This is a genomic window from Streptomyces chryseus (assembly GCF_014650755.1).
GTDB classification, from domain to species: domain Bacteria; phylum Actinomycetota; class Actinomycetes; order Streptomycetales; family Streptomycetaceae; genus Streptomyces; species Streptomyces chryseus.
Map to the genome: position 1 here is coordinate 345,173 of NZ_BMVO01000004.1, position 25,114 is coordinate 370,286.

The 25,114-nt window shown below is 72.4% G+C and carries 21 protein-coding genes and 2 pseudogenes; 12 read left to right on the forward strand and 11 right to left on the reverse strand.

The window, feature by feature from the left end; all coding sequences use genetic code 11:
* Window positions 1–5 precede the first annotated feature (5 nt).
* On the reverse strand, window positions 6–1,118 hold the full coding sequence (locus tag IE185_RS10580) for an LCP family protein (RefSeq protein WP_138894580.1): 1,113 nt from the start codon (window positions 1,116–1,118) through the stop codon (window positions 6–8).
* Window positions 1,119–1,172: 54 nt separating this feature from the next.
* Window positions 1,173–1,808, reverse strand: a complete 636-nt coding sequence (locus IE185_RS10585) for a transglycosylase SLT domain-containing protein (protein WP_138894581.1) — start codon at window positions 1,806–1,808, stop codon at window positions 1,173–1,175.
* Window positions 1,809–2,289: 481 nt separating this feature from the next.
* Between IE185_RS10585 and IE185_RS10590 the strand changes: the two genes are divergently transcribed.
* Window positions 2,290–4,257: an ABC transporter ATP-binding protein gene (locus IE185_RS10590; protein ID WP_138894592.1), complete on the forward strand. Its 1,968-nt coding sequence runs from the start codon at window positions 2,290–2,292 to the stop codon at window positions 4,255–4,257.
* Between the two features lie 7 nt (window positions 4,258–4,264).
* Here the strand turns inward: IE185_RS10590 and IE185_RS10595 are convergent, their stop codons facing one another.
* From IE185_RS10595 to IE185_RS10605, 3 genes and pseudogenes are all read right to left on the reverse strand, one after another.
* A complete protein-coding gene (locus IE185_RS10595; RefSeq protein ID WP_373303708.1) occupies window positions 4,265–5,017 on the reverse strand; it encodes an NPP1 family protein in 753 nt (250 codons plus the stop codon).
* 251 nt (window positions 5,018–5,268) lie between these two features.
* Window positions 5,269–6,296 (reverse strand): annotated as a pseudogene (locus IE185_RS10600) (S8 family serine peptidase); the annotation flags it as partial.
* 497 nt (window positions 6,297–6,793) lie between these two features.
* Window positions 6,794–7,759, reverse strand: coding sequence for a pirin family protein (locus IE185_RS10605; RefSeq protein ID WP_138894584.1), 966 nt, complete (start codon window positions 7,757–7,759; stop codon window positions 6,794–6,796).
* 224 nt (window positions 7,760–7,983) lie between these two features.
* Between IE185_RS10605 and IE185_RS10610 the strand changes: the two genes are divergently transcribed.
* The 3 genes from IE185_RS10610 (at window position 7,984) to IE185_RS10620 (ending at window position 10,360) form a co-directional block, all read left to right on the forward strand.
* Window positions 7,984–8,814 (forward strand): PP2C family protein-serine/threonine phosphatase, encoded by an 831-nt coding sequence (locus IE185_RS10610; RefSeq protein ID WP_138894585.1) that lies wholly within the window; start codon window positions 7,984–7,986, stop codon window positions 8,812–8,814.
* A 66-nt stretch (window positions 8,815–8,880) separates the two neighbouring features.
* Window positions 8,881–9,876, forward strand: coding sequence for an MASE1 domain-containing protein (locus IE185_RS10615; protein ID WP_229843441.1), 996 nt, complete (start codon window positions 8,881–8,883; stop codon window positions 9,874–9,876).
* A gap of 91 nt (window positions 9,877–9,967) precedes the next feature.
* Window positions 9,968–10,360, forward strand: a complete 393-nt coding sequence (locus tag IE185_RS10620; protein WP_138894586.1) for a tetratricopeptide repeat protein — start codon at window positions 9,968–9,970, stop codon at window positions 10,358–10,360.
* Here IE185_RS10620 and IE185_RS10625 read toward each other — a convergent pair.
* Window positions 10,357–10,875: an ATP-binding protein gene (locus tag IE185_RS10625; RefSeq protein WP_138894587.1), complete on the reverse strand. Its 519-nt coding sequence runs from the start codon at window positions 10,873–10,875 to the stop codon at window positions 10,357–10,359. The genes IE185_RS10620 and IE185_RS10625 overlap by 4 nt on opposite strands.
* A gap of 292 nt (window positions 10,876–11,167) precedes the next feature.
* Here IE185_RS10625 and IE185_RS10630 point away from each other — a divergent pair, with 292 nt between their 5' ends.
* Complete coding sequence (locus IE185_RS10630; protein ID WP_138894588.1) at window positions 11,168–12,490, forward strand: alpha/beta family hydrolase; 1,323 nt, start codon at window positions 11,168–11,170, stop codon at window positions 12,488–12,490.
* A gap of 19 nt (window positions 12,491–12,509) precedes the next feature.
* Here IE185_RS10630 and IE185_RS33850 read toward each other — a convergent pair whose 3' ends face one another.
* Window positions 12,510–12,773 carry a hypothetical protein gene (locus IE185_RS33850; protein WP_189715031.1) on the reverse strand — a complete coding sequence of 88 codons (264 nt, stop codon included), beginning with the start codon at window positions 12,771–12,773 and terminating at the stop codon, window positions 12,510–12,512.
* A 133-nt stretch (window positions 12,774–12,906) separates the two neighbouring features.
* Here IE185_RS33850 and IE185_RS10640 point away from each other — a divergent pair, with 133 nt between their 5' ends.
* Complete coding sequence (locus IE185_RS10640) at window positions 12,907–13,767, forward strand: GNAT family N-acetyltransferase (RefSeq protein ID WP_138894589.1); 861 nt, start codon at window positions 12,907–12,909, stop codon at window positions 13,765–13,767.
* Window positions 13,768–13,848: 81 nt separating this feature from the next.
* Here IE185_RS10640 and IE185_RS10645 read toward each other — a convergent pair whose 3' ends face one another.
* On the reverse strand, window positions 13,849–14,982 hold the full coding sequence (locus IE185_RS10645) for a TetR/AcrR family transcriptional regulator (protein WP_138894590.1): 1,134 nt from the start codon (window positions 14,980–14,982) through the stop codon (window positions 13,849–13,851).
* Window positions 14,983–15,101: 119 nt separating this feature from the next.
* On the opposite strand from IE185_RS10645, the gene clpX reads away from it, so the two are divergent.
* The 3 genes from clpX (at window position 15,102) to IE185_RS10660 (ending at window position 18,477) form a co-directional block, all read left to right on the forward strand.
* Window positions 15,102–16,427: an ATP-dependent Clp protease ATP-binding subunit ClpX gene (clpX, locus tag IE185_RS10650; RefSeq protein ID WP_138894591.1), complete on the forward strand. Its 1,326-nt coding sequence runs from the start codon at window positions 15,102–15,104 to the stop codon at window positions 16,425–16,427.
* A 108-nt stretch (window positions 16,428–16,535) separates the two neighbouring features.
* On the forward strand, window positions 16,536–17,513 hold the full coding sequence (locus tag IE185_RS10655) for a DUF8832 domain-containing protein (RefSeq protein ID WP_189715033.1): 978 nt from the start codon (window positions 16,536–16,538) through the stop codon (window positions 17,511–17,513).
* A 181-nt stretch (window positions 17,514–17,694) separates the two neighbouring features.
* On the forward strand, window positions 17,695–18,477 hold the full coding sequence (locus IE185_RS10660; protein ID WP_138899274.1) for a VOC family protein: 783 nt from the start codon (window positions 17,695–17,697) through the stop codon (window positions 18,475–18,477).
* Between the two features lie 118 nt (window positions 18,478–18,595).
* On the opposite strand, the gene IE185_RS10665 is transcribed toward IE185_RS10660, so the two are convergent.
* Window positions 18,596–18,799, reverse strand: coding sequence for a cold-shock protein (locus IE185_RS10665; protein ID WP_138899275.1), 204 nt, complete (start codon window positions 18,797–18,799; stop codon window positions 18,596–18,598).
* A 209-nt stretch (window positions 18,800–19,008) separates the two neighbouring features.
* Here IE185_RS10665 and IE185_RS10670 point away from each other — a divergent pair, with 209 nt between their 5' ends.
* On the forward strand, window positions 19,009–19,146 hold the full coding sequence (locus IE185_RS10670) for a hypothetical protein (RefSeq protein WP_189715035.1): 138 nt from the start codon (window positions 19,009–19,011) through the stop codon (window positions 19,144–19,146).
* The gene (gene arsB, locus IE185_RS10675) at window positions 19,146–20,342 is read left to right on the forward strand and encodes an ACR3 family arsenite efflux transporter (RefSeq protein ID WP_170198379.1); all 1,197 of its coding nucleotides are present in this window, start codon (window positions 19,146–19,148) and stop codon (window positions 20,340–20,342) included. The genes IE185_RS10670 and arsB overlap by 1 nt, the downstream gene beginning before the upstream one ends.
* On the opposite strand, the pseudogene IE185_RS10680 reads toward arsB, so the two are convergent.
* Window positions 20,299–21,748: pseudogene (locus IE185_RS10680) on the reverse strand (dihydrolipoyl dehydrogenase family protein). The gene arsB and the pseudogene IE185_RS10680 sit on opposite strands and share 44 nt — an antisense overlap.
* Before the next feature lie 115 nt (window positions 21,749–21,863).
* On the opposite strand from IE185_RS10680, the gene trxA reads away from it, so the two are divergent.
* Window positions 21,864–22,259, forward strand: a complete 396-nt coding sequence (trxA, locus tag IE185_RS10685; protein ID WP_138897910.1) for a thioredoxin — start codon at window positions 21,864–21,866, stop codon at window positions 22,257–22,259.
* Between the two features lie 195 nt (window positions 22,260–22,454).
* Here the strand turns inward: trxA and helR are convergent, their stop codons facing one another.
* Complete coding sequence (helR, locus tag IE185_RS10690; RefSeq protein ID WP_138897909.1) at window positions 22,455–24,623, reverse strand: RNA polymerase recycling motor ATPase HelR; 2,169 nt, start codon at window positions 24,621–24,623, stop codon at window positions 22,455–22,457.
* Window positions 24,624–25,114: the final 491 nt, after the last annotated feature.

Sequence of the window (25,114 nt, forward strand, 5' to 3'; positions counted from 1 at the left end):
TCGGCTCAAGAGCCGCCTGTCACCGGCGAGTCGCCCTTGTCCCCGACGGAGTCGTGGGTCGCGGACGGCGGTATCGGCCGGTCGGCGCGCAGGGCCTGCCACACCGCGTGGGAGGCCTTTTCGAGCGGCACCACCCGGGACGGGTTCCGCGGATCGTAGGCGACCGGCATCGTGACCATGTTCATGTGGTCGGGGCTGATGCCCTTGAGCTCCCGGGCCAGGCCGAGCAGCTTGTCCGCGGACGCCAGTTCCGAGTCGGCGCTGACCGCCTTCGTCGCGGTGTCGGCCAGGTGGTACAGCTTCGACGGATCGCTGAACAGACCGAGGCTGTTGACCCGCTGGGTCAGCGCCTTGACGAACGCCTGCTGCAGCTGGATGCGGCCGAGGTCGCTGCCGTCGCCCACCCCGTGCCGGGTCCGCACCAGCCCGAGGGCCTGTTCGCCCCTCAGCGTGTGCTTGCCGGGCCGCAGATCGAGGTGGCTGTGGGAGTCGGTGACGGCCTGCCGGGTGGTGATGTCGACACCGCCGAGCTCGTCGATCAGCCTCTTGAAGCCGCCGAAGTCCACTTCGAGGTAGTGGTCCATGCGGACGCCCGACATCTTCTCCACGGTCTTCACCGTGCAGCCGGGACCACCCAGCTGGAACGACGCGTTGAACATCGCCTGCCGCGCGCCGGGCACAGTGCCGCCGTCCGGCTTCGGGCAGTCGGGGCGGCTCACCACGGTGTCGCGCGGGATGCTGACCACACTGGCCTTGTGGTGGGACTTGTCCACGTGGAGAACCATCGCGGCGTCGGACCGGGCGCCGCCGGCGTCCCGGCCGTACGCGCCGTGCGTCCCCGCCCGGGAGTCGGAACCGAGCAGAAGGATGTTCATCGCGCCGTCGTGCGAGGCGCCGGGGCGGTCGTGGCCGAGGGCGGCGTCGATGTCGACGCCGTCCACGTTGCCGCTGAGGTGCGACCAGAGGAGGCCGGCCCCCGTCCCGCCCACCGCCAGCACGCCCGCGGCGGACCAGGCGGCGACGCGCCGCGCCCTGCCGGGGCGGCGCGCTCGCGGTCCTTCACCGTTCTTCACGGGTCCTGGGGGCTCGGGCGTCTCGTTCCCGCTGTCGTGCGGCATGTGCTGCTACGCCCCTTCCGTACGTGGTCGTGCCGTGCGTGTCGCCGGCGACGCTCAGTACGCGGAGTCGACGTTGTCGATCGAGCCGTACCTGTCGGCGGCGTAGTTGGCTGCCGCGGTGATGTTGGCGACCGGGTCGGTCAGCTCCTTCGGCGTGCCCTCGACGTGGTAGGCGTCGAAGGTGGGCTGGATCACCTGGAGGAGACCCTTGGAAGGGGTGCCGTTCTGCGCGTTGATGTCCCAGTCGTTGGCCGCTTCGGGGTCGCCGCCGGACTCGCGCATGATGTTGCGGTGCAGGCCCTCGTAGCTGCCCGGAATGCCCTCGTCCTTCATGATGGCCAGGGCCTCACGGATCCAGCCGTCCAGGTTGTCCGGGTACGAAGCCGCCTTCTTGGCCTTCGCCGCCTTGTCGGCCTTCTCAGCCTTCGCGGCCTTCTCGGCCTTCGCGACCTTCGCTGCCTTCTCGGCCTTCAGCGCCTGCGCCGCGATGGCGTCTGCCTGCGCGAAGACGCCGGCCGCCGATACCTGCGCCGACGCGGCCACGCTCCGCGGTGCCGGGGCGGCGGCGTGCGCGGGAGACGGGGCGACGGACAGAGCCACCGCAGCGGCCCCGGCAGCGCACAGGGCGGAAACGGAGAACTTGCGGATCCGGACGGTACGGGCGGCGGGGTTCAGCGACTGAGCGGGCATACGGAAGTAACTCCATTCGGAGACAACAGGGACAGCGCGGAGACCGGCGGCGGCGCGATGGAGCCGCACGACGAGGTCTGCGACGGCCGGAGCGAGCGGTGCTCGGCCGATCGGGAGCGGTGAACTCCCCGGGCTGCATCCATGGTTAGCGGCCGGTTCGCGCCCCGGCAATGACCGGCCGTACTGCTCGGCTACGTAGAGAAGGGCACGGGAAGCCGCTCGGCGCCCGCTCTGGGCGGCGAGACGACGTACCAGCTTCTCCTACCGGCGTTCGTATGTGATCTGGCACCTATGGGCCGACTCACAGCCGAGGGGGCGCGGGACGGGCGCGAAGTGACGGCGGCCACGCGCCCTGGGGGCCGCCGCGCCTACAACGGGGCGCCGCTGGGCAACTTCGACTCATGCACCGGTCGGCGGGCAGCACCGCCCAGGTCACAGGCGGGAGCGATGCGGCGTGAAGAGGTTCTTCGGGCGGGTACGGATGCACGAGCCCGCGGTCTCGGAGGCGGAGCGCGAGCTCTTCGGGGGCCCTTTGCGGTACGACATGGGCTGGTCCGAGCACGAGCGGGCGCAGCTCGACCTGACGATGGCGACGGCCATCCGGGCCATGCCGCGGCTGGTCGGCGGGACCCTGCGCCGGGCCTGGCGGGCGGACCGGCCGTCGCTCCTGGGCGTGGGGCTGAGCGAGACCGGGCAGGGGGTCGCGGCGGCGGTGACCCTGCTGGCGGTCAACGCGGTGATGCACGCCCTGCTCGGCGCCGGCACCCCGGCCGACCGGTTGCGCGCCGCCCTGCCGGGCCTGGTGGTCGTGGCGGTCGTCGCCGTGATCAACGCCGGCCTCGCGGGCTGGTCGACCTCCAGGGCCGGGCGCCTGGAACCGCTGGTGGAGCGACTGGCCACCACCGAGTACCTGGCCGCGGCCACGGCGGTGGAGCTGGAGGCGATCGAGGACCCGGATTTCCGCCGTCTGATCGACGTGGCGCAGTACGGGGCCCCCTCCGCCCGGCGCATGATCGGCGCCTGCGTCGCCGCGCTCAACGGCACGATCGCGCTGATCGCCACGGCCGGGATCCTCACGGTCCTGGACCCCGTGCTGCTGCCGATGCTGCTGCTGATCGCCGCCCCGCGCGGCTGGGGCGCGATGCGGGTGGCGCAGGAGCGGTACGTGTCGGTGATGACCTGGGTCGAGCACATGAGGGCCAGCCGTCTGATCGGCAGCCTGCTCACCGAACGCACGGCCGCCCAGGAGGTGCGGATCCACGCGGTCGGCCCGTTCCTCCTCGACCGCTACCGCGACATGGCCGAGAGCGCCGAGACCGAGCAGAAGCGGCTCGCCAACGGCAAGGCGGTCACCGAACTGGTGGCGGCGGCGCTCTCCGGCGTCGCCATGGCCTGCACGTACGCGGTGATGGGCTGGCTGATCGTGACCGGGCGGATGGACCTCGCGGTCGCCGGCACGGCGGTGATCGCCGTCCGCTCGGGCTCAGCGAGCCTCGGGGCGCTGGTGATGAACGTCAACGAACTGCACGAGGAGTCCTTGTACGTGCAGGACCACGACCGGTTCCTCACCGAGGCGGCCGGACGTGCCGTCCCCCAGGGGGGAGCGAGCGTGCCGGTGCGGATGGACGGGGTGACGCTGGACAAGGTCGGCTACCGGTACCCGGACCGGGACGAGCCGGCGCTGGACGAGGTGTCCCTCTCTGTACCGATGGGGTCCGTGATCGCGGTGGTCGGCGAGAACGGTTCGGGGAAGAGCACGCTGATGAAGATCCTCGCCGGGCTGCTGTTGCCGCAGAGCGGCCGTGTGTCCTGGGGCGGCGTGGAACTGGGTGACCTGGACCGCTCCCAGCTCTTCGAGCGGGTCTCCCTGCTCACGCAGGACTTCCAGCGCTGGCCGGTGACCGCCGCGATGAACATCCGGATCGGGCGGCCCCACCGCGCCGCCACCCCAGAGGACCTGGAACCCTCGGTCGCCTATGCCGGCGCCTCGCCGGTCGTCGCGAAGCTCCCCCAGGGGCTGCGGACCCTGCTGGCCCGGGTGTTCCGCGGCGCGTCGGAGATCAGCGGCGGGGAGTGGCAGAAGATCGGCCTGGCCCGTACGCACTGGCGCACCGGCACATGTGCGTACGACAGTGTGCTGATCGTCGACGAGCCGACCTCCGCGCTGGACCCCGAGGCGGAGATCGAGGCGTTCGAGCGCATCCGCCGCCTGGCCGGGCCGCAGCGGGCCGTCGTCCTGGTCACCCATCGGATGTCCGGCGTGCGCCACGCCGACACCATCTACGTCCTGCACCAGGGCCGGCTGGCCGAACACGGCAGCCACGACGAGCTGATCGCAGCCGACGGCCGTTACGCCGCGATGTTCCGTACCCAGGCCGCCCAGTACGCCCAGTACGTTCCGGCGGGGAAGCCCGTGCCGCTCCCCCGCCCCGGCACTCCTACGCCCTGACGACGGATCAGGCGGCGTGGGGGTCGAACGGGATGCCGGACGGCTTGGCCTTCTCCAGGTGCGCGTTGAAGTTGCCGTCCTTGAGGCCGAACACGGCGCTGCCGAAGTCGGCCTGGACGAGCTTGTCGCGGACACCGGCGGGATAGCCGTTCCACCCGACCAGCCGGGGGAACTGCCATCCGCCGTAGTGGTTCTCCGGGGGGTCGTCGTTGGAGTTCGCCGGGCGGAAGCAGTGCGTGCTCAGGCCGTCCTTGTGGTAGACGACCTTGGGGTGCGTCCCGTCCCAGCGGATCCCGCCGCGGCCGTGGATGTTGAAGCTGCCGTGGGCGGAGGTGGAGACGTACTGGGCCTGGTTGTCCCGCACCCACACCACGACGTGCTCCCAGTCGTGGCGGTGCCCGCCGAGGCCGCTGCCCGCCACGGCCTGGTCCTTCTCGAAGTAGAGCCCGTACATGATCGCGCACCAGCCGTTGTTGCACTTGGACCGCGCGTATCCGTTGGTGTTGTCGAGGTCCCAGGAGTCGCGGCACTGGCCGTTGAGGGCGCCGGAGGGGTTGAGGCCGCCGTTCACCGTCCCGTCGGGCCCTATCGCGGGCGTCGGGTAGCAGCCGTCCGTGTCGTAGTCGAAGGCGGGCTGGAACGTCTGCTCCAGTCCGTCCGCGCCGGCCGGCAGCGCCGGGGGCGGGGCAGCGAGGGCGCTGCCCGGAAAGGCGATGACCAGCGCCACGGCGCCGGCCAGGACGATCGGAGCCCTGCGCATCCACGAACTCGACTTCACTGCGTCCTCCTGACGGCCGCGACGTCGAGCGCGCGGCCAGATTGGCATGCCCATTGCATGCTTACCGAACCGCGTCGCGCGGCACGTGTCGAGGGATGACGCGGTGATGAAAAGTCAACCAACGCTTGATGCGCACGACTTGTGCCGTGGGGCCCGCTTCGGTCCGCACGACGAAGACCGCCACCGGCCCGGTGCGGTGTGAGCCGTACCGGGCCGGTGCGCGCGGCGTTCCGCTACTGCGTCACGCCCACGGCGCGGATGATCTCCTGCCGCACCGAGCCGCCCCGGTCGTCGGCCGCCGAAGCCCGCAGCGAGATGTACTTCGCGTCGTGCGGCACCCGGACCGAGCCCGCCCAGGCGGCGGGCCTGCCGCGTACGCCGTCGAGCCCGCCCCTGGTCCAGGTGGCGCCGTCGTCGTAGGAGACCTCCGGCGTGCCGCCGCGGATCTTTTCGGTGCCTTCGGCCTTCTTGACGTACTCGGAGAAGATCCCGAGCTCCAGCCGCTTGCCCGCCCGCACGTCGCCGGTCAGGCCGGTGTCCACGTCGAAGCAGAGGTTGAGCAGCGGAAGGACGGTGAGCCGGTCGGCGGGGGTCTCCTTGGAGCGGAACGTCCACTCCGCGTGGCCCCTGGTGGACAGCCGCCAGCGGTCCGGATCCAAGGCGGTGTCGGTGACGACCCGGTAGCCGCCCGCGTACACCTCGGTGAACCGGGTCATCGAGTCGTCGCTCCACACGTCGCCGAAGCCGGTGTGGTCAGGACCCGAGTCACCCCAGCCCCGGGTGTTGAACATCAGGTCGTTCCCGCTGCGCTGCTGGCCCCAGCCGAGGCCGGTGCCGAGCCACGGGTGCAGGACGGGCTTGAACCAGTTCAGCTCTGAGCGGGCGCCGCCCCGGTAGACGGGGGTGCCGCTGCGCTGCTCGATCGCACCGGGACCGTTGGTGACCGACTCGTGCCAGCGCTGGCCGGGGCCGGTGCTGACGTAGTCGGTGCGTTCGGCCGGGAACGCGACCTTCTCCTGGAAGCCGAACCCGACGGGGAAGGTGCCGGTGATCGAGTAGCGGAAGTCGCTGCCGTCGGCCGCCTTCGCGGCGTGGAACTTCGTGTCCAGGACGGCCAGTTCGCGCTGTCCGGGCCGGTACGTCAGGTCCTCGTCCGGCACCGCCCCCGGGTGGCCCTCGGACAGGTCGTACGCGTGCCGAACCACCCCATCAGCCTGCCCGGCTCGTCGTCCGTGACGAACAGGGCCTCGGCGCCCGCGTCCACGATGCCCAGACGCCGGTTCCGTGACGCTCTTCCTGCCGCCGCCGAGATCGGCGACGGTCACCTTGTCGCCGGTGATCAGGGTGACCGTGTGCGCGCCTCGGGCGACCGCGGACGGATGTCTCTCGGCGGCGTCACGTCCGGCGCCGCCCGTACCACCGGCGGCGGCCTGCGCGGTGGGAAGCAGCACGAGCGAGAGACCGGCCGCCACCATCCGGGCTCCGCGTCTCGCGGGAGCTCTCGTCATCTGTCGCTCCTCGTACGCCCGGTGCAAGGGGTCTCCGGGTGCGGCGAAGAGTCTCGGGGGTGACAAGTTGCTTGAGGACACCATCACTTGGCGGGTAGCCGACATGGCGGCGACCCGCCAGTACCGCCGTTACGGACAAATCACGGAACCGTCGCATTGCCGCGCATGATGGCAGTGGGGCAGGTGTGCGCGCGGCTGCAATGCCGCCGCGCCGACGGCGGAACGCGGCCCTCGTTGCTCCGACCCCGGGTCAGCGCACCCTACCGCGCGGTTTCAGGGTCACCGGGGGGAGTTCGGGGGCGGAAAGGCGGTCGCCTGCGTAGCCGTGGACCTCGCCGAAGCGGATCCCTTCCATCCAGTCCGCCCGCGCCCGCTCGATCTCCTCGTGGGAACGCCCGATGAAGTTCCACCACATGACCAGTTCCTCCGCGAAGGGCTCGCCCCCGAGGAGCATCAGGCCGGCGTCGGACTCGGCGCGCAGCGGCAGTTCCGTGCGGCCGCAGCCCAGGTAGAGCATCGAGCCCGGGAGTACGGGGACGCCGTCCACATGCGCTTCGCCGGACATGGACAGGACGGCGTACTCGAAGTCGGGGTCGAGAGGCAGGCGGGTCTCGGTGCCGCGCGCCAGCGCGAGGTCGGCGCCGACGATCGGCGTGTACGTCGTACCGGGCGACGCGGCGCCGTCGAGGGAGCCGAGGAGGACGGTCGCGGTAAGGCCGGGCGCCGTGACGGCGGGGAGCCGCGCGTGGTGCTGGAAGTGCGGCTCGATGTCGCGGTGGCCCTCGGGCAGCGCGACCCACAGCTGGGCGCCGTGCAGCAGGCGCGCGTGGGGTCGCGGGCTCTCCTCCGAGTGGCTGATGGCCCGGCCCGAGGTCATCAGGCCGAGCTCGCGCGGGCGGATCGTCTGGAGACTGCCGAGGCTGTCCCGGTGCAGGACTTCGCCCTCGTGCAGCCAGCTGACGGTCTGAAGACCGAAGTGCGGGTGCGGCGCGACCTGCATGCCGGGCTCGTCGGCGATGTCGTCGGGCCCGTAGTGGTCGACGAAACACCAGGCGCCGATCATGCGGCGGCCGAGGTTCGGCAGCAGCCTGCGCACCCGGGTGGACTCGCCGAGCCGGACCTCGCGGGCGGTGAGGAGTTCACGCACCGGCTCGGCCACGACGAAGCCGCGGCCGCCGCAGACGGACGGCACCGCCTGGCGCTCGAGATTGCTCATGCGCTCAACGTACTCGCTCGCCCGGCTCGTCCCGTGCGGCTCAGGAGAACCGTTGCGTACCCGCCCGGGCTACGGCCTCCCCCCGGGATCGACGGAACCGGGCGTGCGGCCGGGGGATGCTCGCTGAGCGGAAGTGGCGTCCTGGAAATACGATGGGGCGTGCCGCTGCGCGCGGTTTCCGGCAGTGGTTCGCGAGCATGAGCCCATGAATCTCGGAGCGGTCCATGACCCGGCGTCGCCCCACGAGCGCCGACGACCTGCTGACCCGGCTCGGGCGGCTCACGGCGCAGGTCCGTACCGGCACAGAGCTGCAACAGGCACGGGTCGAACTGGCCGAGGCCCTTCAGCGCGAGATGCTGCCGGCGGAGCTGCCCTCCGTACCGGGGCTGCGGGTCGCGGCCCGCTACTCGCCCGCGCGCCACGGCCTGGACATCGGCGGCGACTGGTACGACGCGTTCCCGCTCCCCGACGGTTCGCTGGCGTTCTGCATCGGCGACGTACAGGGCCACGACGTGGAAGCGGCCGCTTTCATGGGGCAGGTGCGGATCGGCCTGCGCGCGGTGGCCGTGTCGGCCGCCGATCCCGGGGAGGTGCTCCGCCGGGCGAACGAGCTGCTGCTGTCGGTGGACAGCAGCCTCTTCGCGACCTGTACGTTCCTGCGCTTCGACCCGGCCACCCAGGAGCTGGAGAGCGCCCGCGCCGGTCATGTGCCCATCGTCTGGGCCTCGGCCGACGGCCGGTGCGGGATCGCCGAGGACGACGGCGGACTGCCGCTCGGTCTGATGCTCGGCGAGGAGTACCCGGTCGCCCGGCGCCGGATGACCCAGCCGGGGTCCTTCGTGCTGGTCACGGATGGTGTGGTCGAGGGGCCGTCGTTTCCGATAGAGGCCGGTCTGGAGCAGGTGGCCGGCCTGGTCTCCGCCGGGTGCTGCGGCGATCCCGACGTGCTGGCCGCCGAGGTGATGAAGGTGGCGGACTCCACCGGCCACGCGGACGACGCGGCGGTGCTCGTCCTGACGTACGACGGACCACCGCCGGCGGAGCGGCCCGGGTGAGGTGGGCGCCCCGGCGGGGCGTGTCACGGCCGGCGTCACGGCCGGGTGCGTTGTCTGATGGCTGGTGTGATGCGCACCGAGGAGATCCGACGCGTGTCCGGAGTCGTTCTTCGGATTCTCGGCGTGGCCGTGGCGTACTTCGCGGCCGGGCAGATCGGTCTCCTGGAGCAGGTGACCGTCGAGGGCTCCGTCGTCACGCCCCTGTGGCCGCCCACCGGGATCGCCCTCAGTTGCCTGCTCCAGATGGGGCTGCGGATCTGGCCGGGGATCGCGCTGGGCACCCTCCTCGTGGTGCTGTCGCTCACCTCGTTCCGCCCCGCCGAGATCGCCATCATGGCGGGCAACACGCTGGCTCCGGTGTGCGCGTACCTGATGCTGCGCCGCGTGGGATATCACGTCGAGCTGAACCGGCTGCGGGACGGGGTGGCGCTGGTCTTCCTGGGCGCGCTGGGCGGGATGCTGATCAGCGCCACCGTGGGCTGCGGCACGCTGGTCCTCACCGGCAATCTGCCGCTCGGCAACTTCTGGCCGGTGTGGGCGGCGTGGTGGGCGGGGGACGCCATGGGCGTGCTCGTGGTGACACCGCTGCTGGTCGTGCTCCGGCGGTTCCGGCTGCCGCGCGACACCTCCCGGTGGGCGGAGGCCGCGGCGCTGACGGTGACCGCCGCGGTGGTCGTTCCCCTGGCCACCCGCAGCGAATTGTCCCTGCTCTTCCTCACCTTCCCGCTCCTGATCTGGGCGGCCCTGCGCTTCCAGCTGGCGGGGAGCGCGCCCTGCGCGGCGTTCGTGTCCGTCATGGCGATCTCGTCGGCGATCGACCGCGTCGGACCGTTCGCCGACCACAGCCTCATCGAGGTCATGCTCACCCTCCAGGCCCTCAACGGTTCGGCGGCGCTGACCGGGCTGCTGCTGGCGGCGATCATCACCGAGCAGCAGACCGTCCGAATGAAGATCGAGCTGGCCTGTCACGAGCTGGCCGAAGTGGTCGAGCGCCTCGCTCCGGGGGAAGCCGCGCACCGGTTGGGGCCCGGCCTGGGCGAGAGCAGTCGCGCGGCGGACTGACCGCACCAACTTCATGGAATGTTCAACCACCGCGCGCTGTTGGGCATGTCGCACGGCCCCGGTTCCCCGGGGCGCCGACAGGAGGGTCCCGATGACCGCGACGACCGCACGGACGAATCCGAACGACGTCTACTACAGCCACGGCACCGCCGCCGAACGCTGGGCGCGGGCGCGGCTCTTCTTCGACGCCAAGGAGTACGACAAGGCCGCGCGCGTCCTCACCGGCCTGGTCGACGAGGTCCCCGAGCAGCTCTCCCCGCGCCTGCTGCTCGCCCGCTCGTACTACCACTCCGCCCAGCTGGGCAAAGCGGAGACCGGGCTGCGCTCCATCGTGGAACGCAGCCCGGTCGAGTACTACGCCCAGCTGATGCTGGGCCGCACCTTGGAGCGGCAGGGCCGGGGCAGCGAGGCGGCGCCGCATCTGCGGCTGGCCGCCGCACTGTCCGGCGACTTCCCCGGTCGGCCCGCGGACCTCCCGGGCTAGACGAGCGCGGGAATGGGGACGGGGACGGGGGACGCGGCGGACGGAGCCGGAGCGGGCGCGGGAGCCGGCTCCGGCTGCCCCTTGGCGTCGCCCACGCCCGGAACGGGCGGGCACGGCACCAGGGGGCTGTTGTGCGCGTCCGCGACGCGCCGCGTGAACCAGACGACCTTGCCGTCGGCGGTGCCGCAGGTCCCCCAGCTGTCGCACAGCCGGGCCACAGCGGCGAGTCCGCCTCCGCCGGCGGAGGCGAGGCGTGGCATCGGGGGGCCGTTGTCGGCCACCGAAACCGTGAGATGCCTGCCGGTCCAGCGCAGTTCGACCACACACCGGTTGTCGTCGCCGACATGGCGGTGGACATTGTTCAGAAGTTCCTCGACACCCCTGCACACCGGCTGGATGTGCAGCTCGAGACTCCAGTGCCGCAGGTGAGCGGCAACAATGCGCCGGATCTGCGAGACGCGCTCCGCCGATACGTGCAGTTCGACCGCGTAAAACCGGCCGCTGGGAAGTGTCATGGCCGTGGCTCCTTACCGCGAGGCCCACATGCTTCACCTCGTTGCAGCAACGATCCCCGAACACGAAGAGTGAGCGATAGGCACCAGTGGGTCAGGGACATCGTGACCCCCGGACGAGCGAACCGCAACCGGTGCGGCTCAAGGCCGGGGCGTCCCGCCCGGGTCCGTATGCCGTACAGCGGTTACGCCGACTGCCCGGGGCCGCCGACTTGCGCGGCGGTGACGGATGGGGTTGGTTCGAAGAGGGTGTGGACGTGGTTTCTGTCTCCCCTGGGGTTGGGGGTGAACCACCGTGCTGTTCACCGATCGCGCCGACGCGGGACAACGGCTCGCCGTGGCCCTGCGACACCTGGAAGCCGACGATCCCGTCGTACTGGGCCTGCCGCGCGGCGGAGTTCCGGTGGCCTACGAAGTGGCCAGAACGCTCGGCGCCCCCCTCGACGTGGTCGTCGTACGCAAACTCGGCGTCCCCTACCACCGCGAGCTGGGGTTCGGCGCCATCGGCGAGGGCGGGGCGCGGGTCATCAGCGACGACATCGTCCGCCGCAGCGGGGTCGGGCCGGACGAGGCGGCAGCGGTCGAACGCGCCGAGAAGGCCGAGCTGGACCGGCGGGCGCGGCGGTTCCGTGGCGACCGGCCCCGGCTGGCGCTGCGGGGGCGGACCGTCGTCGTGGTCGACGACGGGATCGCGACCGGCTCCACGGCGGCCGCCGCGTGCGAGGTCGTACGGGCGCAGGGCGCGGCCCGCGTGGTGCTCGCGGCCCCGGTGGCCGCGCCCGACGCCGTGGCGCGGCTGAGCAGTCGGGCGGACGACGTCGTGTGCCTGTCCGTTCCGGCCATGTTCCGTGCGGTCGGCGAGTGGTACGAGGACTTCACCCAGACCTCCGACGAGGAGGTCGTCGCGCTGCTGGCCCGGGCCGCCGGACCCGCCGGGCGAACGGCCGCCCGGGGCGCGGGCGGGGAGACCGCCGAGGAGGTGGAGGTGGCGGTGGAGGCCGACGGCGTCCGGCTCGCCGGGGACCTCACTCTTCCCGGGGGCGCCGGCGGGGTCGTCGTGTTCGCCCACGGCTCCGGCAGCAGCCGCCGCAGTCCGCGGAACAAGTCGGTGGCGACGGCCCTGAACCGGGCCGGCTTCGGCACGCTGCTCCTCGACCTGCTCACCCCCGCCGAGGAAGCCCACCGCGCGAACGTCTTCGACATCGACACCCTCGCCGGACGGCTCGCGGACACCACCCGCTGGCTGCGGACCCGTACGTCCGCGCCCCTCGGCTACTTCGGGGCGAGCACCGGGGCCGCGGCGGCGCTGCGGGCCGCCGCGGCCTCGGGCACGTCCGCCGGCACGGAGATCGGGGCCGTCGTCTCGCGCGGCGGTCGGCCGGACCTGGCCCGGCCCCGGCTGGGCGACGTACGCGCGCCGACACTGCTCGTCGTGGGCGGACGGGACACGCTGGTGCTGGATCTCAACCGGCGGGCCCAGGCGGAGTTGCGCTGCGAGAACCACCTCGAAGTGGTCGCCGGCGCCACGCACTTGTTCGAGGAGCCGGGCGCGCTGGAGCAGGTCGCCGAGCTCGCCCAGGACTGGTTCACCACCCACCTGGGACCGCGCGTCGACTGAGGGTTCCCCCTCAACACCTCTACTGCTCCTGCCAACTGATTGAGCATCGGATCGTCAGCACCACTCGGCACTCCGTCTCGCGTGCCTCCAGGGCCGCCCGCGTCGGCGGCCCGCGCGAGGGGGAAGCGGGTGAGTGGCGGTGCAGGGTCTCGATCAGGTGAACTCCGCTCGCCCGCACGTCGATCCGCACCTGGCCCTCGGCCGGTACCGGCGCGGGGACCTCCTCGTAGCGCGGGTCCCGGGCGGGGGCCGAAAGCGCGCAGCTGTATCGCGTGCATGTCATACGCTCCTGAATCCGTTCGCCGGCGGGGCTGTTGCTGCCGGGGTCGGGATCACGTGGGACATCAAGCGCGCTTGAGGTCAAGACAACCGCCGGGGTCACCGCCCCGCGCCGACACGCGTACCGGGAGCGAGACATGCCTGCATTCGAGATCGGGGTCGCCAGCGCGCAGGACATCGCGCTGCTCGGCGACTGGGCGGACGCGGAGGGATGGAATCCGGGCCTCGACGACGGCCGGGCCTTCTACGCCACCGACCCGCGGGCCTTCCTGATGGGCCGGCTCGACGGCGAGCCCGCCGCCTGCGTCTCGGTCGTGCGCTACGGCGCCGGCTTCGGCTTCCTGGGCTTCTACATCACCCGCCCCCCGTTGCGCGGCCAGGGATACGGCATCCAGGTGTGGCGGGCCGGGATGGAGCGCCTCGACGGACGCAACGTCGGGCTCGACGGCGTCGTGGAGCAGCAGGACAACTACCGCAGGTCCGGTTTCAAGACCGCCTGGAACAACATCCGGTACGAAGGGGTCCCGCACGGGGCCGGCTCCGGGGACGCCGTGACACCGGCCGGCATCAGCCTGGTGGACGCCAGGACGCTGCCGTTCACGCAGCTCGCCGCGTACGACCGCCGGTTCTTCCCCGCGGCTCGCGATCCGTTCCTGGCGTCGTGGATCACCTCTCCCCGGCACACCGCCCTGGCGGCGGTCCGCGACGGACGGCTCACAGGGTTCGCCGTCCTGCGCGCCTGCCGCGCCGCCTCGCGCGTCGGCCCGCTGTACGCCGAGACCCCGGAGGTGGCCGCCGCGCTGCTGGCCACCCTCGGTGCGACCACGCCCGGCGAGCCGGTCGCCGTCGACGTACCGGACAGCCATCCGGCTGCCGGGCGCCTCATGGAACAGCTCGGTCTGGCGGCGGTGTTCGAGACGGCCCGGATGTACACGGGGCCGGTGCCGGAGATCGACCGCGCGGGGCTGTTCGGCGTCACGAGCCTCGAACTGGGCTGAAGCGGTTCGCCCGACGCGGCACAGCGTCACATCGTCCCGGCGGCAGGGAAGCGGGTCGGCAGCGCTGTGGTGACGCCGGGGTCACCGGCGGTTCTCCCCCGGGTGCGGCGCACCGGCTGACTCGGACACGTTCCGCGCGGCGGCCGCCGCCGCGTGGCATGCCCCGCGCCCGTCGGCGCGGGCGACGATCCGGCCCGCCTCGACGCGCACCGCCGCCTCGGTGCCGTCACTCACGGCCGGTACGCCGGCCGCTCGCGCGAGGGCGCCGGACCCGTCGTACACGACCTGGAGCCGTGGCCACGCCGACGGCGGGAACGCCCGGCGCAGGCTGCCGCACAGTCCGGCGACGGCCAGGCGTGCCAGCGGCAGCAGCTCGGCCGGTTCGCCGGTGACCAGGACGGCGGTGACCGCGGCCCCGGACGGAGCCTCCCGTACCGCCTCCTCGGCGGCTTCGAGCCGGTGCAGGCCGAGGACCGCCACCACCCCGTCGTCCGCCAGCCGCGCGGGCCCGCCGCGCACGGCGTCGAGCACGACCGGCGGGGACCAGGGCTCGTCGGCGGGCCGCGCCCGGGGGATGTACGGGAGGTGCGGCGGCGGCCAGGCGTCCTGGCGGTCGAGGCCCGCGAGCCGTTCGCAGGCGCGGACGACGCCGAAGGGGTCGACGAAGCCCGGTGCGGCGTCCGCCAGCTGACTCGCGCCGTGCAGGGTCGTGAGGACGGCCTCCGCCCTGCGCACCAGACGCCCGGGCGGTGCGCCGGGCGGCCGCAGCTCCTCAAGGGCCAGGCCCAGGAGGATCGCGTCCAGCTTCATCAGCTGTGCGAACGGCAGGCGCACCCGCTCCTCGGCGAGGACCTCCGCCATCAGGTGTCTGCCCAGGCGGGGCGATCCGCCCCGGCCGCCCGTACCGCCGCCGACGAGCGGCAGTTCGGCCAGCCAGGCGCGGGCGAGCGCGCCGAGTGCTTCGGGGCCGGTGCGGCCGGGCTCGGGGTGCGGAGGGCCGGGCGCGCGCTCGGCCAGGTCGGCCAGGACGGCGAAGTACAGGGCCCGCTTGCCGGGGAAGTTGGAGTACACCGCGCCGCGGGTCAGACCGGCGCGCTCGGCGATGGCGTCCACTGTGGCGCCGGGGAAACCGCGCTCGGCGAACTCGTTCCTGGCCGCTTCGAGCACCCTCGCGCGGTTGTGCTCCTGCAGCTCCGCCCTGCTGAGCCGGCCCATGGTCCTCACTTGCCTGCGCGTTGCCGTCCGTGTCGGTTCAAGATACCGTCGGCATCCAGATGGTGACGTCATATGGTGATGCCATTCGAATGGCCCGCAACGAGTGAGGACGTTTCCGAGTGGCACGTATCGGTGACAGCGGCGACCTGCTGAAGTGCACCTTCTGCGGGAAGAGCCAGAAGCAGGTCAAGAAGCTCGTCGCCGGTCCGGCGGGGATCTGCATCTGCGACGAATGCATCGGCCTGTGCAATGAACTCATTGCCGAGGAACCGGACGGGCCGTCCGGGGGGACGCCGCGCAGGCCGCCGACTCCCCACGAGATCCACGCCTTCCTCGACCAGTACGTCATCGGGCAGGACGACGCCAAGAAGGCGCTCGCGGTGGCGGTCCACAACCACTACAAGCGCGTCGGATCGGCGGCCGGCCGTCGCGAACCGGCGGGAAGCGGCCGGCAGGAGGGGCGCGAGCACGTCGAACTGGGCAAGTCCAACGTCCTGTTGCTGGGCCCCACCGGGTGCGGCAAGACGTATCTCGTCCAGACCCTCGCCCGGATGCTGGAGGTCCCGTTCGCGACCGCCGACGCCACGGCCCTGACGGAGGCCGGGTACGTCGGCGAGGACGTCGAGAACATCCTGCTGGGGCTCCTCCGGGCCGCCGACTTCGACGTGCGGAAGGCCGAGACCGGGATCGTCTACATCGACGAGATCGACAAGATCGCCCGGAGGGGTGAGAACCCTTCGGCCACCCGTGATGTCAGCGGGGAGGGTGTACAGCAGGCGCTGCTGAAGATCCTGGAGGGCACGACCGCGAGCGTGCCGCCGCAGGGCGGACGCAAGCATCCGCAGCAGGAGTTCATCGCCTTCGACACGAGCGATGTGCTCTTCATCGTGGGCGGGGCGTTCGCCGGCCTGGAACGGATCGTCGAGCAGCGGGCCGGGCACCGGGGCATCGGGTTCGGCGCGGCGGCCCCGGCGACCGCGGGGGTCTCCGGGGGACGGAGCCCTCTCGCCGGGGTCCTGCCGCAGGACCTGCTCACGTTCGGTCTGATCCCCGAGATCGTGGGCCGCCTCCCGGTGATTTCGGCCGTGCAACCGCTCGACCGGGCGGCGCTGGTACGGATTCTCACCGAGCCGCGCAACGCGCTGATCCAGCAGTACCAGCGGCTGTTCGAGATCGACGGCGTGGAGCTGGAGTTCACCGAGGAGGCCCTCGGCGCGATCGCCGACCGGGCGCTGCTGCGCCGCACGGGCGCCCGGGCCGCGCGCACGATCCTCGAAGAGCTGCTGCTCAACGTCATGTACGAGGTGCCGGGCCGGGACGACGTGGCCCGGGTCGTGATCGACCGCGACACCGTGCTCGGGAACGTCGCACCGGCGCTCGCACCCCGGACGCGGCCGGGCCACGAGCCGCCCGGGGAACCGGGCCGCCGCGACCGGACGGCCTGACCGAGGGCCCTGCGGAGGCAGCCCTCCCGGCTTGACTTGATACCCCCCAGGGGTATCTTGGAGCCATCGGCCGCCGTCCGGCGGCGGCCCGTACTTCCTGGGGGCGTCATGAACACCGGACTGAGGATCACAGCTTTCGCCGCAGCGGCAGCCACGACGTTCGGCACGGCGTACGGCGTCGGCACAGGGGTGGGCCCCGTCGTGGCGGACGAGCGGCCCGCGGGCCACGGCGGGCACGGGGCGGCGCGGGAGGAGGAGGCGACCGGGGGCGGCGTCAGTGACGGCGGGCACGGGGCGGCGGCCGCAGCCGGTGGCCTCCAGGTCTCCGAGGACGGCTACACCCTCGCCCTCGAAACCCCCCGGGTCGCGGCCGGCAAGCGCACGGAGCTCCGCTTCTCGATCCGGGACGAGAGCGGCCGCAAGGTGACCGCGTTCGCGCGCGAACACGGCAAGGAGCTGCACTTCGTCGTCGCCTCGCGCGATCTGACCGTTTACCGCCACCTGCACCCGACCCGCGCCGCCGACGGCACCTGGAGCACGTCGGCCGACCTGCCGGCGGCGGGCGCCTACCGGGCCTTCGCCGACTTCAAGCCCGCGAAGGAGGGCGCCGGGGCACTGACGCTCGGCGCCGACCTGGCCGCCACGGGTGCATACGCGCCCGCCCCCGTGCCGGCTCCCGCGACGACCGCGAGGGTCGACGGGTACGACGTCACCCTGACCGGCGGACTGCGCCCCGGGCGCAGCGGCGAACTCCGGCTGCGCGTGGCGAAGGACGGCAGGCCGGTCACCGACCTCCAGCCCCACCTCGGCGCGTACGGCCATCTCGTCGCCCTGCGCTCCGGCGACCTGGCCTACCTGCACGTCCATCCCGGCGGCGAACCCGGCGACGGCTCCACCGAGCCCGGCCCGGAGGTGTCCTTCACCGCCACGGCGCCGAGTTCCGGAACGTACCGCCTCTTCCTCGACTTCCGGCACGGCGACAAGGTGCGCACCGCCGCCTTCACGGTCGAGGCCGGGAAGCCGGGCACGAGCGCCGGGCCACCGGCCGGCCGGCCCGAGACGCGAGTCCCGGGGCACCGGCACTGACAGGGGGCCGGCCGGCCCTAGGGGGTGGTTTCCCGTACGCCGGTCCACTGGTCCATGAGGATGAAACCGGGCCCCCGCCATCGTGACGGCCTCCGCCCGCATGGACGCGATCGGCAAGGCTGACAGGTGCTCCGTTCGGCCACCCCCGCGAGAAACCTCCAGAGAGGCAGGGCGTACCACCATGCTGAGCACCGACTTCGTCACCGGGTCCCCCAACTGGCTCGACCTCGGCAGTCCGGACACCGCGGGAGCCGCCGCGTTCTACGGGAGCGTCTTCGGCTGGGACTTCCTGTCGGCGGGCCCCGAGGCCGGCGGTTACGGCTTCTTCCAGATCGACGGCAGGACGGTCGCCGCCCTCGGGCCGCTGACGGAGGAGGGAGCCAGTTCCGCCTGGACGGTGTACTTCCAGACGCCCGACGCGGACGCGACGGTCAAGGCGGCCGAGCAGAGCGGCGCAACCGTGCGTCTGGAGGCGTTCGACGTCATGGACGCCGGGCGGATGGCCGCCCTCACCGACCCGGGCGGCGCAGAGTTCGCGCTGTGGCAGCCGACCGACGTCAAGGGCCTGGAGCTGACCTCGGAGCCCAACACCCTGTGCTGGGCGGAGCTGCACACCGGGGACCCGGCGGCGGCACTGCGCTTCTACGGCTCGCTGTTCGGCTGGCGGGCGCAGGAGATGGACGCCCCGGGGATGCCGTACACGGTGCTCTCCACCGCCGAAGGCGACCAGCAGGAGGCCTCGTTCGGCGGAGTGGCCGCGCTGCGGGACGCCGCCGAGAAGCCCCGCTGGATCCCGTACTTCGCGGTGGGGGACGCCGACGAGACCGTGGCCAGGACGCAGGGGAACGGCGGGTCGGTCGTCATGCCCGCCGCCGACATCCCGGACGTCGGCAGGCTCGCCTGGCTCGCCGACCCGTTCGGCGCGACCTTCGCCGTGCTCAAGCCCGTGCCGCCCGAGGGCTGAGCCGGCCGCGAGCCGGCGGGCGGCCGCCTCGTGGCACGCCGCCCGTAGCGGGGAGAGAACGGGGAGCACGAGTGCCCGGCCCCGGCGGTCAGGCGCGGGGCCGGACACCGCGGGGGCACTACCGGAGGGTGACATCCTCCGCCTGCGGGCCCTTGGGGCCCTGGGTGACCTGGAATTCGACCTTGTCGCCCTCGTGGAGCTCCTTGAAGCCCTGGCTCTGAATGGCGGAGAAGTGGACGAACACGTCCGGGCCGCCCTCGTCCTGCTGGATGAACCCGAAGCCCTTGTCCGCGTTGAACCACTTCACAGTGCCTGTTGCCATCAGTTCGTTCCTTTGTTCCGTGCCACGGCCCGACCATCGCCGCGCCGGCCGCAGCCGTATCGCAACTGCGGCTCCTGCACCTTGCCATCCCGACCCGGCTTGTGAATCGTCCTGTTTTCCGTGTCGGTGGAACTCCGCCCGACTCGCCGGGTTACGGGCGGGCGGCCCGCCGGAAATCAGCCCACGGCGGCCGGGGCCGCCCGCGGCCCGTGCGGCCGGCTCACGCCGTCTTCCCGTCGCCCCGCGCCGGCGCCGGGGCGATCTCCTCGACCCTCGCGGAGTCCTTCGCCGATCTGGCCGCCACGGCCCGTACGACGATCGACAGCGACCGGAAGCGGTCCTGCTGATGATCACGCCCACCACCCGGCCCGCCGCCACGCCTCCGGCCGAGGACGCCTCGATCGTCGCCAAGCTCTCGACCCTGGACCGCTTCCTGGCCGTATGGATCCTGCTCGCCATGGCGCTCGGGCTCGGCCTCGGCCGCCTGGTTCCCGGGCTGAACGACGCCCTCGCGAAGGTCGAGATCGGCGGCATCTCGCTGCCCATCGCCGCCGGCCTGCTGATCATGATGTATCCGGTGCTGGCCAAGGTCCGCTACGACAGGCTCGACGCGGTCACCGGCGACAAGAGGCTCATGATCTCCTCGCTCGTCGTCAACTGGGTCGCCGGCCCCGCCGTCATGTTCGCGCTGGCGTGGATCTTCCTGCCCGACCTGCCCGAGTACCGCACGGGTCTGATCATCGTCGGCCTGGCCCGCTGCATCGCGATGATCTGGAACGACCTGGCCTGCGGCGACCGCGAGGCCGCCGCCGTCCTGGTCGCCCTCAACTCCGTCTTCCAGGTCGTCGCCTTCGGCGTCCTCGGCTGGTTCTACCTCGAACTGCTGCCCGGCCTGCTGGGCCTCGGCGAGGGCGAGCACCTCGACATCTCCATCGGCAAGATCGCCCTGAACGTCGCCGTCTTCCTGGGCGTCCCGCTGCTGGCGGGCTTCCTCACCCGGCGCGTGGGCGAGCGGAAGCTGGGCCGCGAGCGGTACGAGACGCGGTTCCTGCCGAGGATCGGCCCCTGGGCACTGTACGGCCTGCTCTTCACGATCGTTGTCCTCTTCGCCCTCCAGGGAAAGACGATCACCTCGCAGCCGCTGGACGTGGTCCGCATCGCGGTCCCGCCGCTCGTGTACTTCGCCCTGATGTGGTTCGGCACCTTCGCGCTCGGCAAGGCGCTCGGCCTGGCGTACGACCGCACCGCGACCCTCGCGTTCACGGCGGCGGGCAACAACTTCGAACTGGCCATCGCCGTCGCCATCACCACCTTCGGCGTGACGTCGGGTCAGGCCCTGTCCGGCGTCGTCGGGCCGCTCATCGAAGTCCCGGTGCTGATCGGGCTGGTGTACGTGTCCCTGGCCTGGCGGAAGAAGTTCGCCGCCGGGCCCGGCGCCGCCCGCAGGGCCGCGACGGCTGAGCGGCGCCTGCGGCACTCCGGGCCGGCGGTCCGGGCGGTCAGCCCCGGTACGTCTCCAGGAGGCGGAGCCAGACCTCGCTGATCGTCGGGTAGGCCGGGACGGCGTGCCACAGGCGCGGGATCGGGACCTCGCCGGCCACCGCCACCGTGGCGGAGTGCAGCAGTTCGGCGACGCCCGGGCCCACGAAGGTGACCCCCAGTACCGTCTCGCGGTCCAGGTCCACGACCATGCGGGCGCGGCCCCGGTAGCCGTCGGCGTACAGGCCGGCGCCCGAGACGGACGCCATGTCGTAGTCGACCGCGCGCACCCGGCGTCCGGTGGCCTCGGCCTGGGCGAGGGTGAGGCCGACCGACGCGGCCTCGGGGTCGGTGAAGACCACCTGCGGTACGGCGGCGTGGTCGGCGGTGGCGGAGTGGGCGCCCCAGGGGGCCGTGTCCAGGGGTTCGCTGTGCGCCCTGGCGGCGATGGCGGCGCCCGCGACGCGCGCCTGGTACTTGCCCTCGTGGGTCATCAGGGCCCGGTGGTTGACGTCGCCCACGGCATACAGCCAGTCCTGGCCCTCGACGCGGCAGCTCTCGTCGACCTCCAGCCAGGAGCCGGGCTTCAGGCCGACCGTGTCGAGGCCGACGTCGTCGGTGCGCGGCGCGCGGCCGGTGGCGAAGAGGACCTCGTCGGCCTCGATCCGTTCGCCGCCGTCGAGGACGACGGTGACCGGACCGTCGCCGCCCTCGCCCCGCTCCACCGCGGCGACGGAGATTCCGGTGCGCACGGTGGCGCCGGCCTCGGTGAGTGCCTCGGCGACCAGCTCGCCCGCGAACGGCTCCATCCGGGCGAGCAGGCCGTTTCCGCGTACGAGCAGGGTGACCCGGGAGCCGAGTGCCTGCCAGGCGGTGGCCATCTCCACGGCGACGACTCCCCCGCCGACGACCACGAGCCGGTCCGGCGCCTTGCCCGCGCTGGTCGCCTCACGGCTGGTCCAGGGGTTCGCCCCGGCCACGCCCGGCAGATCGGGCACGGCGGCGCGGCTGCCGGTGCAGACCGCCACGGCGTGCCCCGCGGTCAGGGTGTACCGCTCGCCCGACGGGGGACTCGACCGTGACCTTCCTGGGGCCGTCGAGCCGGCCCCGGCCCCGGTGGATGTCCACGCCGATCGACTCCAGCCAGCTCACCTGGCCGTCGTCCTTCCAGTTCGACACGTAGTAGTCGCGGTGCGCGAAGACCTCGGCCGCGTCGAGCGGCCCCCGCACCGCTTGACGCAGCCCCGGCACGCGCCGGGCGTCGGCCCGTGCGGTCACCGGGCGCAGCAGTGCCTTGCTGGGCATGCACGCCCAGTAGGAGCACTCACCGCCGATCAGTTCGTTCTCCACCACCGCCGTCGTCAGTCCGGCCGCCCGGGCGCGGTCCGCCACGTTCTCGCCGACGGGCCCGGCCCCGACCACCACGACGTCGTACTCGGCCGCGTCGGACGCATCCACTGCATTCGTCATACGCGCAGTCTGGTCGGGGGTGTGCGTCGTGGCCAGCCGGGCAGGCGGAATATCGCGAGCCCGCATGCCGTTGTGCGGGAGGCTTCGCCCGCTATGCCAGGAAGAGGAGCACACCATGGCCACCGTCGAGCTCACCAAGGAAAACTTCGATCAGGTCGTGTCCGACAACGACTTCATTCTGATCGATTTCTGGGCTTCCTGGTGCGGTCCTTGCCGGCAGTTCGCCCCCGTCTTCGAGAGCGCGTCCGAGCGTCATGACGACCTGGTCTTCGCCAAGGTCGACACCGAGGCCCAGCAGGAACTGGCCGCGGCGTTCGAGATCCGCTCCATCCCGACGCTGATGATCGTGCGCGAGAACGTGGCGGTGTTCGCGCAGCCCGGCGCGCTGCCGGAGGCCGCGCTGGAGGACGTCATCGGGCAGGCCCGCGAGCTCGACATGGACGAAGTCCGCAAGTCCGTCGAAGAGGCCAAGGCCGCGCAGGGCCCGCAGGACACACGGGAAGCGAGCTAGTCAGGTCGTGGCGAGCGGTCGCTGAACCGTCCGGTGGGCCGGACGGAATCGTCGCGGCGGAGCCCAGCGACCGCTGTCAGCCTGCCGGTTGCCGGTGTGGACGCACCGGCAACCGGCAGGCTTTTGTCCGTTCGGCGAGGCCGGAGCGGCGACCGGCAGGCGGGCGTCCTGCCGGTGCGCGCGCTTCCGGTCGCGTCAGGAACTCGTGAGGACGACGAGCTGCCGGGTCGCCCGGGTCATCGCGACGTAGCGGTCAACCGCCCCCTCGGTCCCCTCCCCGAACGCCTCCGGGTCGACGAGGACGACCAGGTCGAATTCGAGCCCCTTCGACAGCTCCGGGGTCAGCGACCGGACGCGGCCCGTCGCCCGGAACGTGGGATCCCCGATGACGCAGGCGATCCCGTCGTCGTGCGCGGCGAGCCAGGTGCCGAGGACCGATTCCAGATCCGCGACCGACCCGTGGACGACGGGGATGCCGGAGCGGCGGACGGACGTCGGCACGTTGGCGTCCGGGAGCACAGCCCGGACGACCGGCTCGGCCTCCGCCATCACCTCTTCCGGCGTCCGGTAGTTGATGCTCAGCGAGGCCACGTCGATCCGGTCGAGCCCGGCCCGCTCCAGCCGTTCCTGCCACGTCTCCGTGAACCCGTGCCTGGCCTGGGCGCGGTCTCCCACGATGGTGAAGCTCCGGGACGGGCACCGCAGCAGCAGCATCTGCCACTCGGCGTCGGTCAGTTCCTGGGCCTCGTCCACGACGATGTGCGCGAACGGGCCCGCGAGCAGGTCCGGGTCGGTGGTGGGCAGTTCGGACTCGTCGACCAGGCTGACCTGGGCGTCCCGGCCGCGCAGCATCGTCACCAGCCCTTCGCCGTCGTCACCGTCGGCGCCGGAGGAGGACGCGGCCTCGATCAGGTTGTCGACGACCTGGGCCATGCGCTCGCGCTGGGCGGCGAGGGCGGCCTCGTGCCGGCGCTTGCGCCGAGCCGCCTCCGGGTCGCCGAGCCGCTGCCGGGCCGCGTCCAGGAGCGGCAGGTCGGACACCGTCCAGGCCTGGGCGTCCGCGCGCCGCAGCGTGCGCACCTCGTCGGGGCTGAGCCAGGGAGCGCACATCCTCAAGTAGGCGGGGACCGACCAGAGGTCGCCGACGAGATCGGCGGCTTCCAGCAGCGGCCACGCGCGGTGGAGGGTGCCGGTCAGTTCCTCGTCGTGCAGCAGCGCCCTGCGCAGCAGTTGGGGCGAGACGTCTCCGTCGAGCTTGTCCGTCAGGATCGTGACCAGCTCCTCCCAGATCTGGTCACGCGCCTCGTTGTGCGGAGTACCTGGTTCCGCCGCTTCGAACGCCTCGGCCCAGTCGGCCGCGCTCAGCCACACGTCGGCCCAGGGGGTCGTGACCGTCATCCCCTCGGTGGGAGGCGATTCGTAGTACTTGACGGCTGTCTCGACCGCCTGCACCAGCTGCGCGGACGACTTCAGGCGGGCCACCTCCGGGTCGGTCTCGACCGCCGCACCGGCCCCCTCCGCGACGAGGTCCCGCAGGGTGCAGGTCTGCACGCCCTCCTCGCCGAGGCTGGGCAGGACGTCGGCGACGTACGCCAGGTAGGGCTGGTGCGGACCGACGAAGAGCACGCCGCCGCGCCGCTGACCGAGCCGGGGGTCGGAGTAGAGGAGGTAGGCGGAGCGGTGCAGGGCGACGACGGTCTTGCCCGTACCCGGGCCGCCGTCGACGACGAGGGCGCCACGGGATCCCGCGCGGATGATGGCGTCCTGGTCGGACTGGATGGTGCCGAGGACGTCGCGCATCCGCTCCGAACGGTTGCTGCCCAGGCTGGCGATGAAGGCGGACTGGTCGTCGAGCGCGGCGTGCCCGACGAACCCGTCCGGCGTGAACACCTCGTCCCAGTAGTCGCTGATCCGGCCGCGGGTCCAGCGGTATCTGCGGCGGCTCGCCAGGCCCATCGGGTTGGCGTGGGTCGCCGCGAAGAACGGCTCGGCCGCGGGGGAACGCCAGTCGACCAGCAGCCGGCGGCCCGCGCTGTCGGTGAGGCCGAGCCGTCCGATGTACACGGGCTCGGGGTCGTCCGCGCCGACGACGCGTCCGAGGCACAGGTCCAGGCCGAAGCGGCGCAGGGCGCGCAGACGGCCTGACAGCCGGTGGATCTCCATGTCCCGCTCCATCGCCTCCCGGCCGACGCCGCCGGGCGCCCTGCGTTCGGCGTCGAGGCGGTCGGAGAGTTCGGCGATCGCCTCGTCGAGGCTCCGCGCGATGGCTGCGAAGTGCTGCTCGTCCCCGGCGACCAGCATCGGGTCGGCCTTGGCGGAGAGGCGGTCGGAAAGGTCGAACGCGCTGGTGGTCAGAGGGTTCATGACATCAGCCCCGATCCTGGGTCGCGCCCGCGACGTTCCACGGCGCGCACACCCGCACGCCGGTGCCGAGCGACCGCGCCCCGCGTCCCACCGCCGGCTCGACGTCACCGCGCGACTCATAGGGCGTCAACAACACATGCACTTCGTGGTCTCCCGTTTCCGCAGGTTCTGGCCTCGGCGAGCGATTCTGCGGCACGACAGGGGCCTTGCCGCAAGCCCCCTGGTGCGCTATAAGTTGAGAGTGGCAAGGGACGGGCACTCTCCCTTGCCTTTTCTGTTGCCGGGGAAGAGCACGCTCTTCCCCGGGGCCGCGACTCCCTCTCCCACCGCCCCTCACCTGCGCGAACTCTTCGGTGCGGCGGGACACCCACCCTCGGATACGGCGCAGAACCGCGCCTGCGCGACGCGCGAAGAGGGCCCGGCCGCGACGTGCGACACTGTTGGTTAATTCGGGCCCTGCTTTGCCCCGTCGAGCGTCAGCTCGGCGGGGC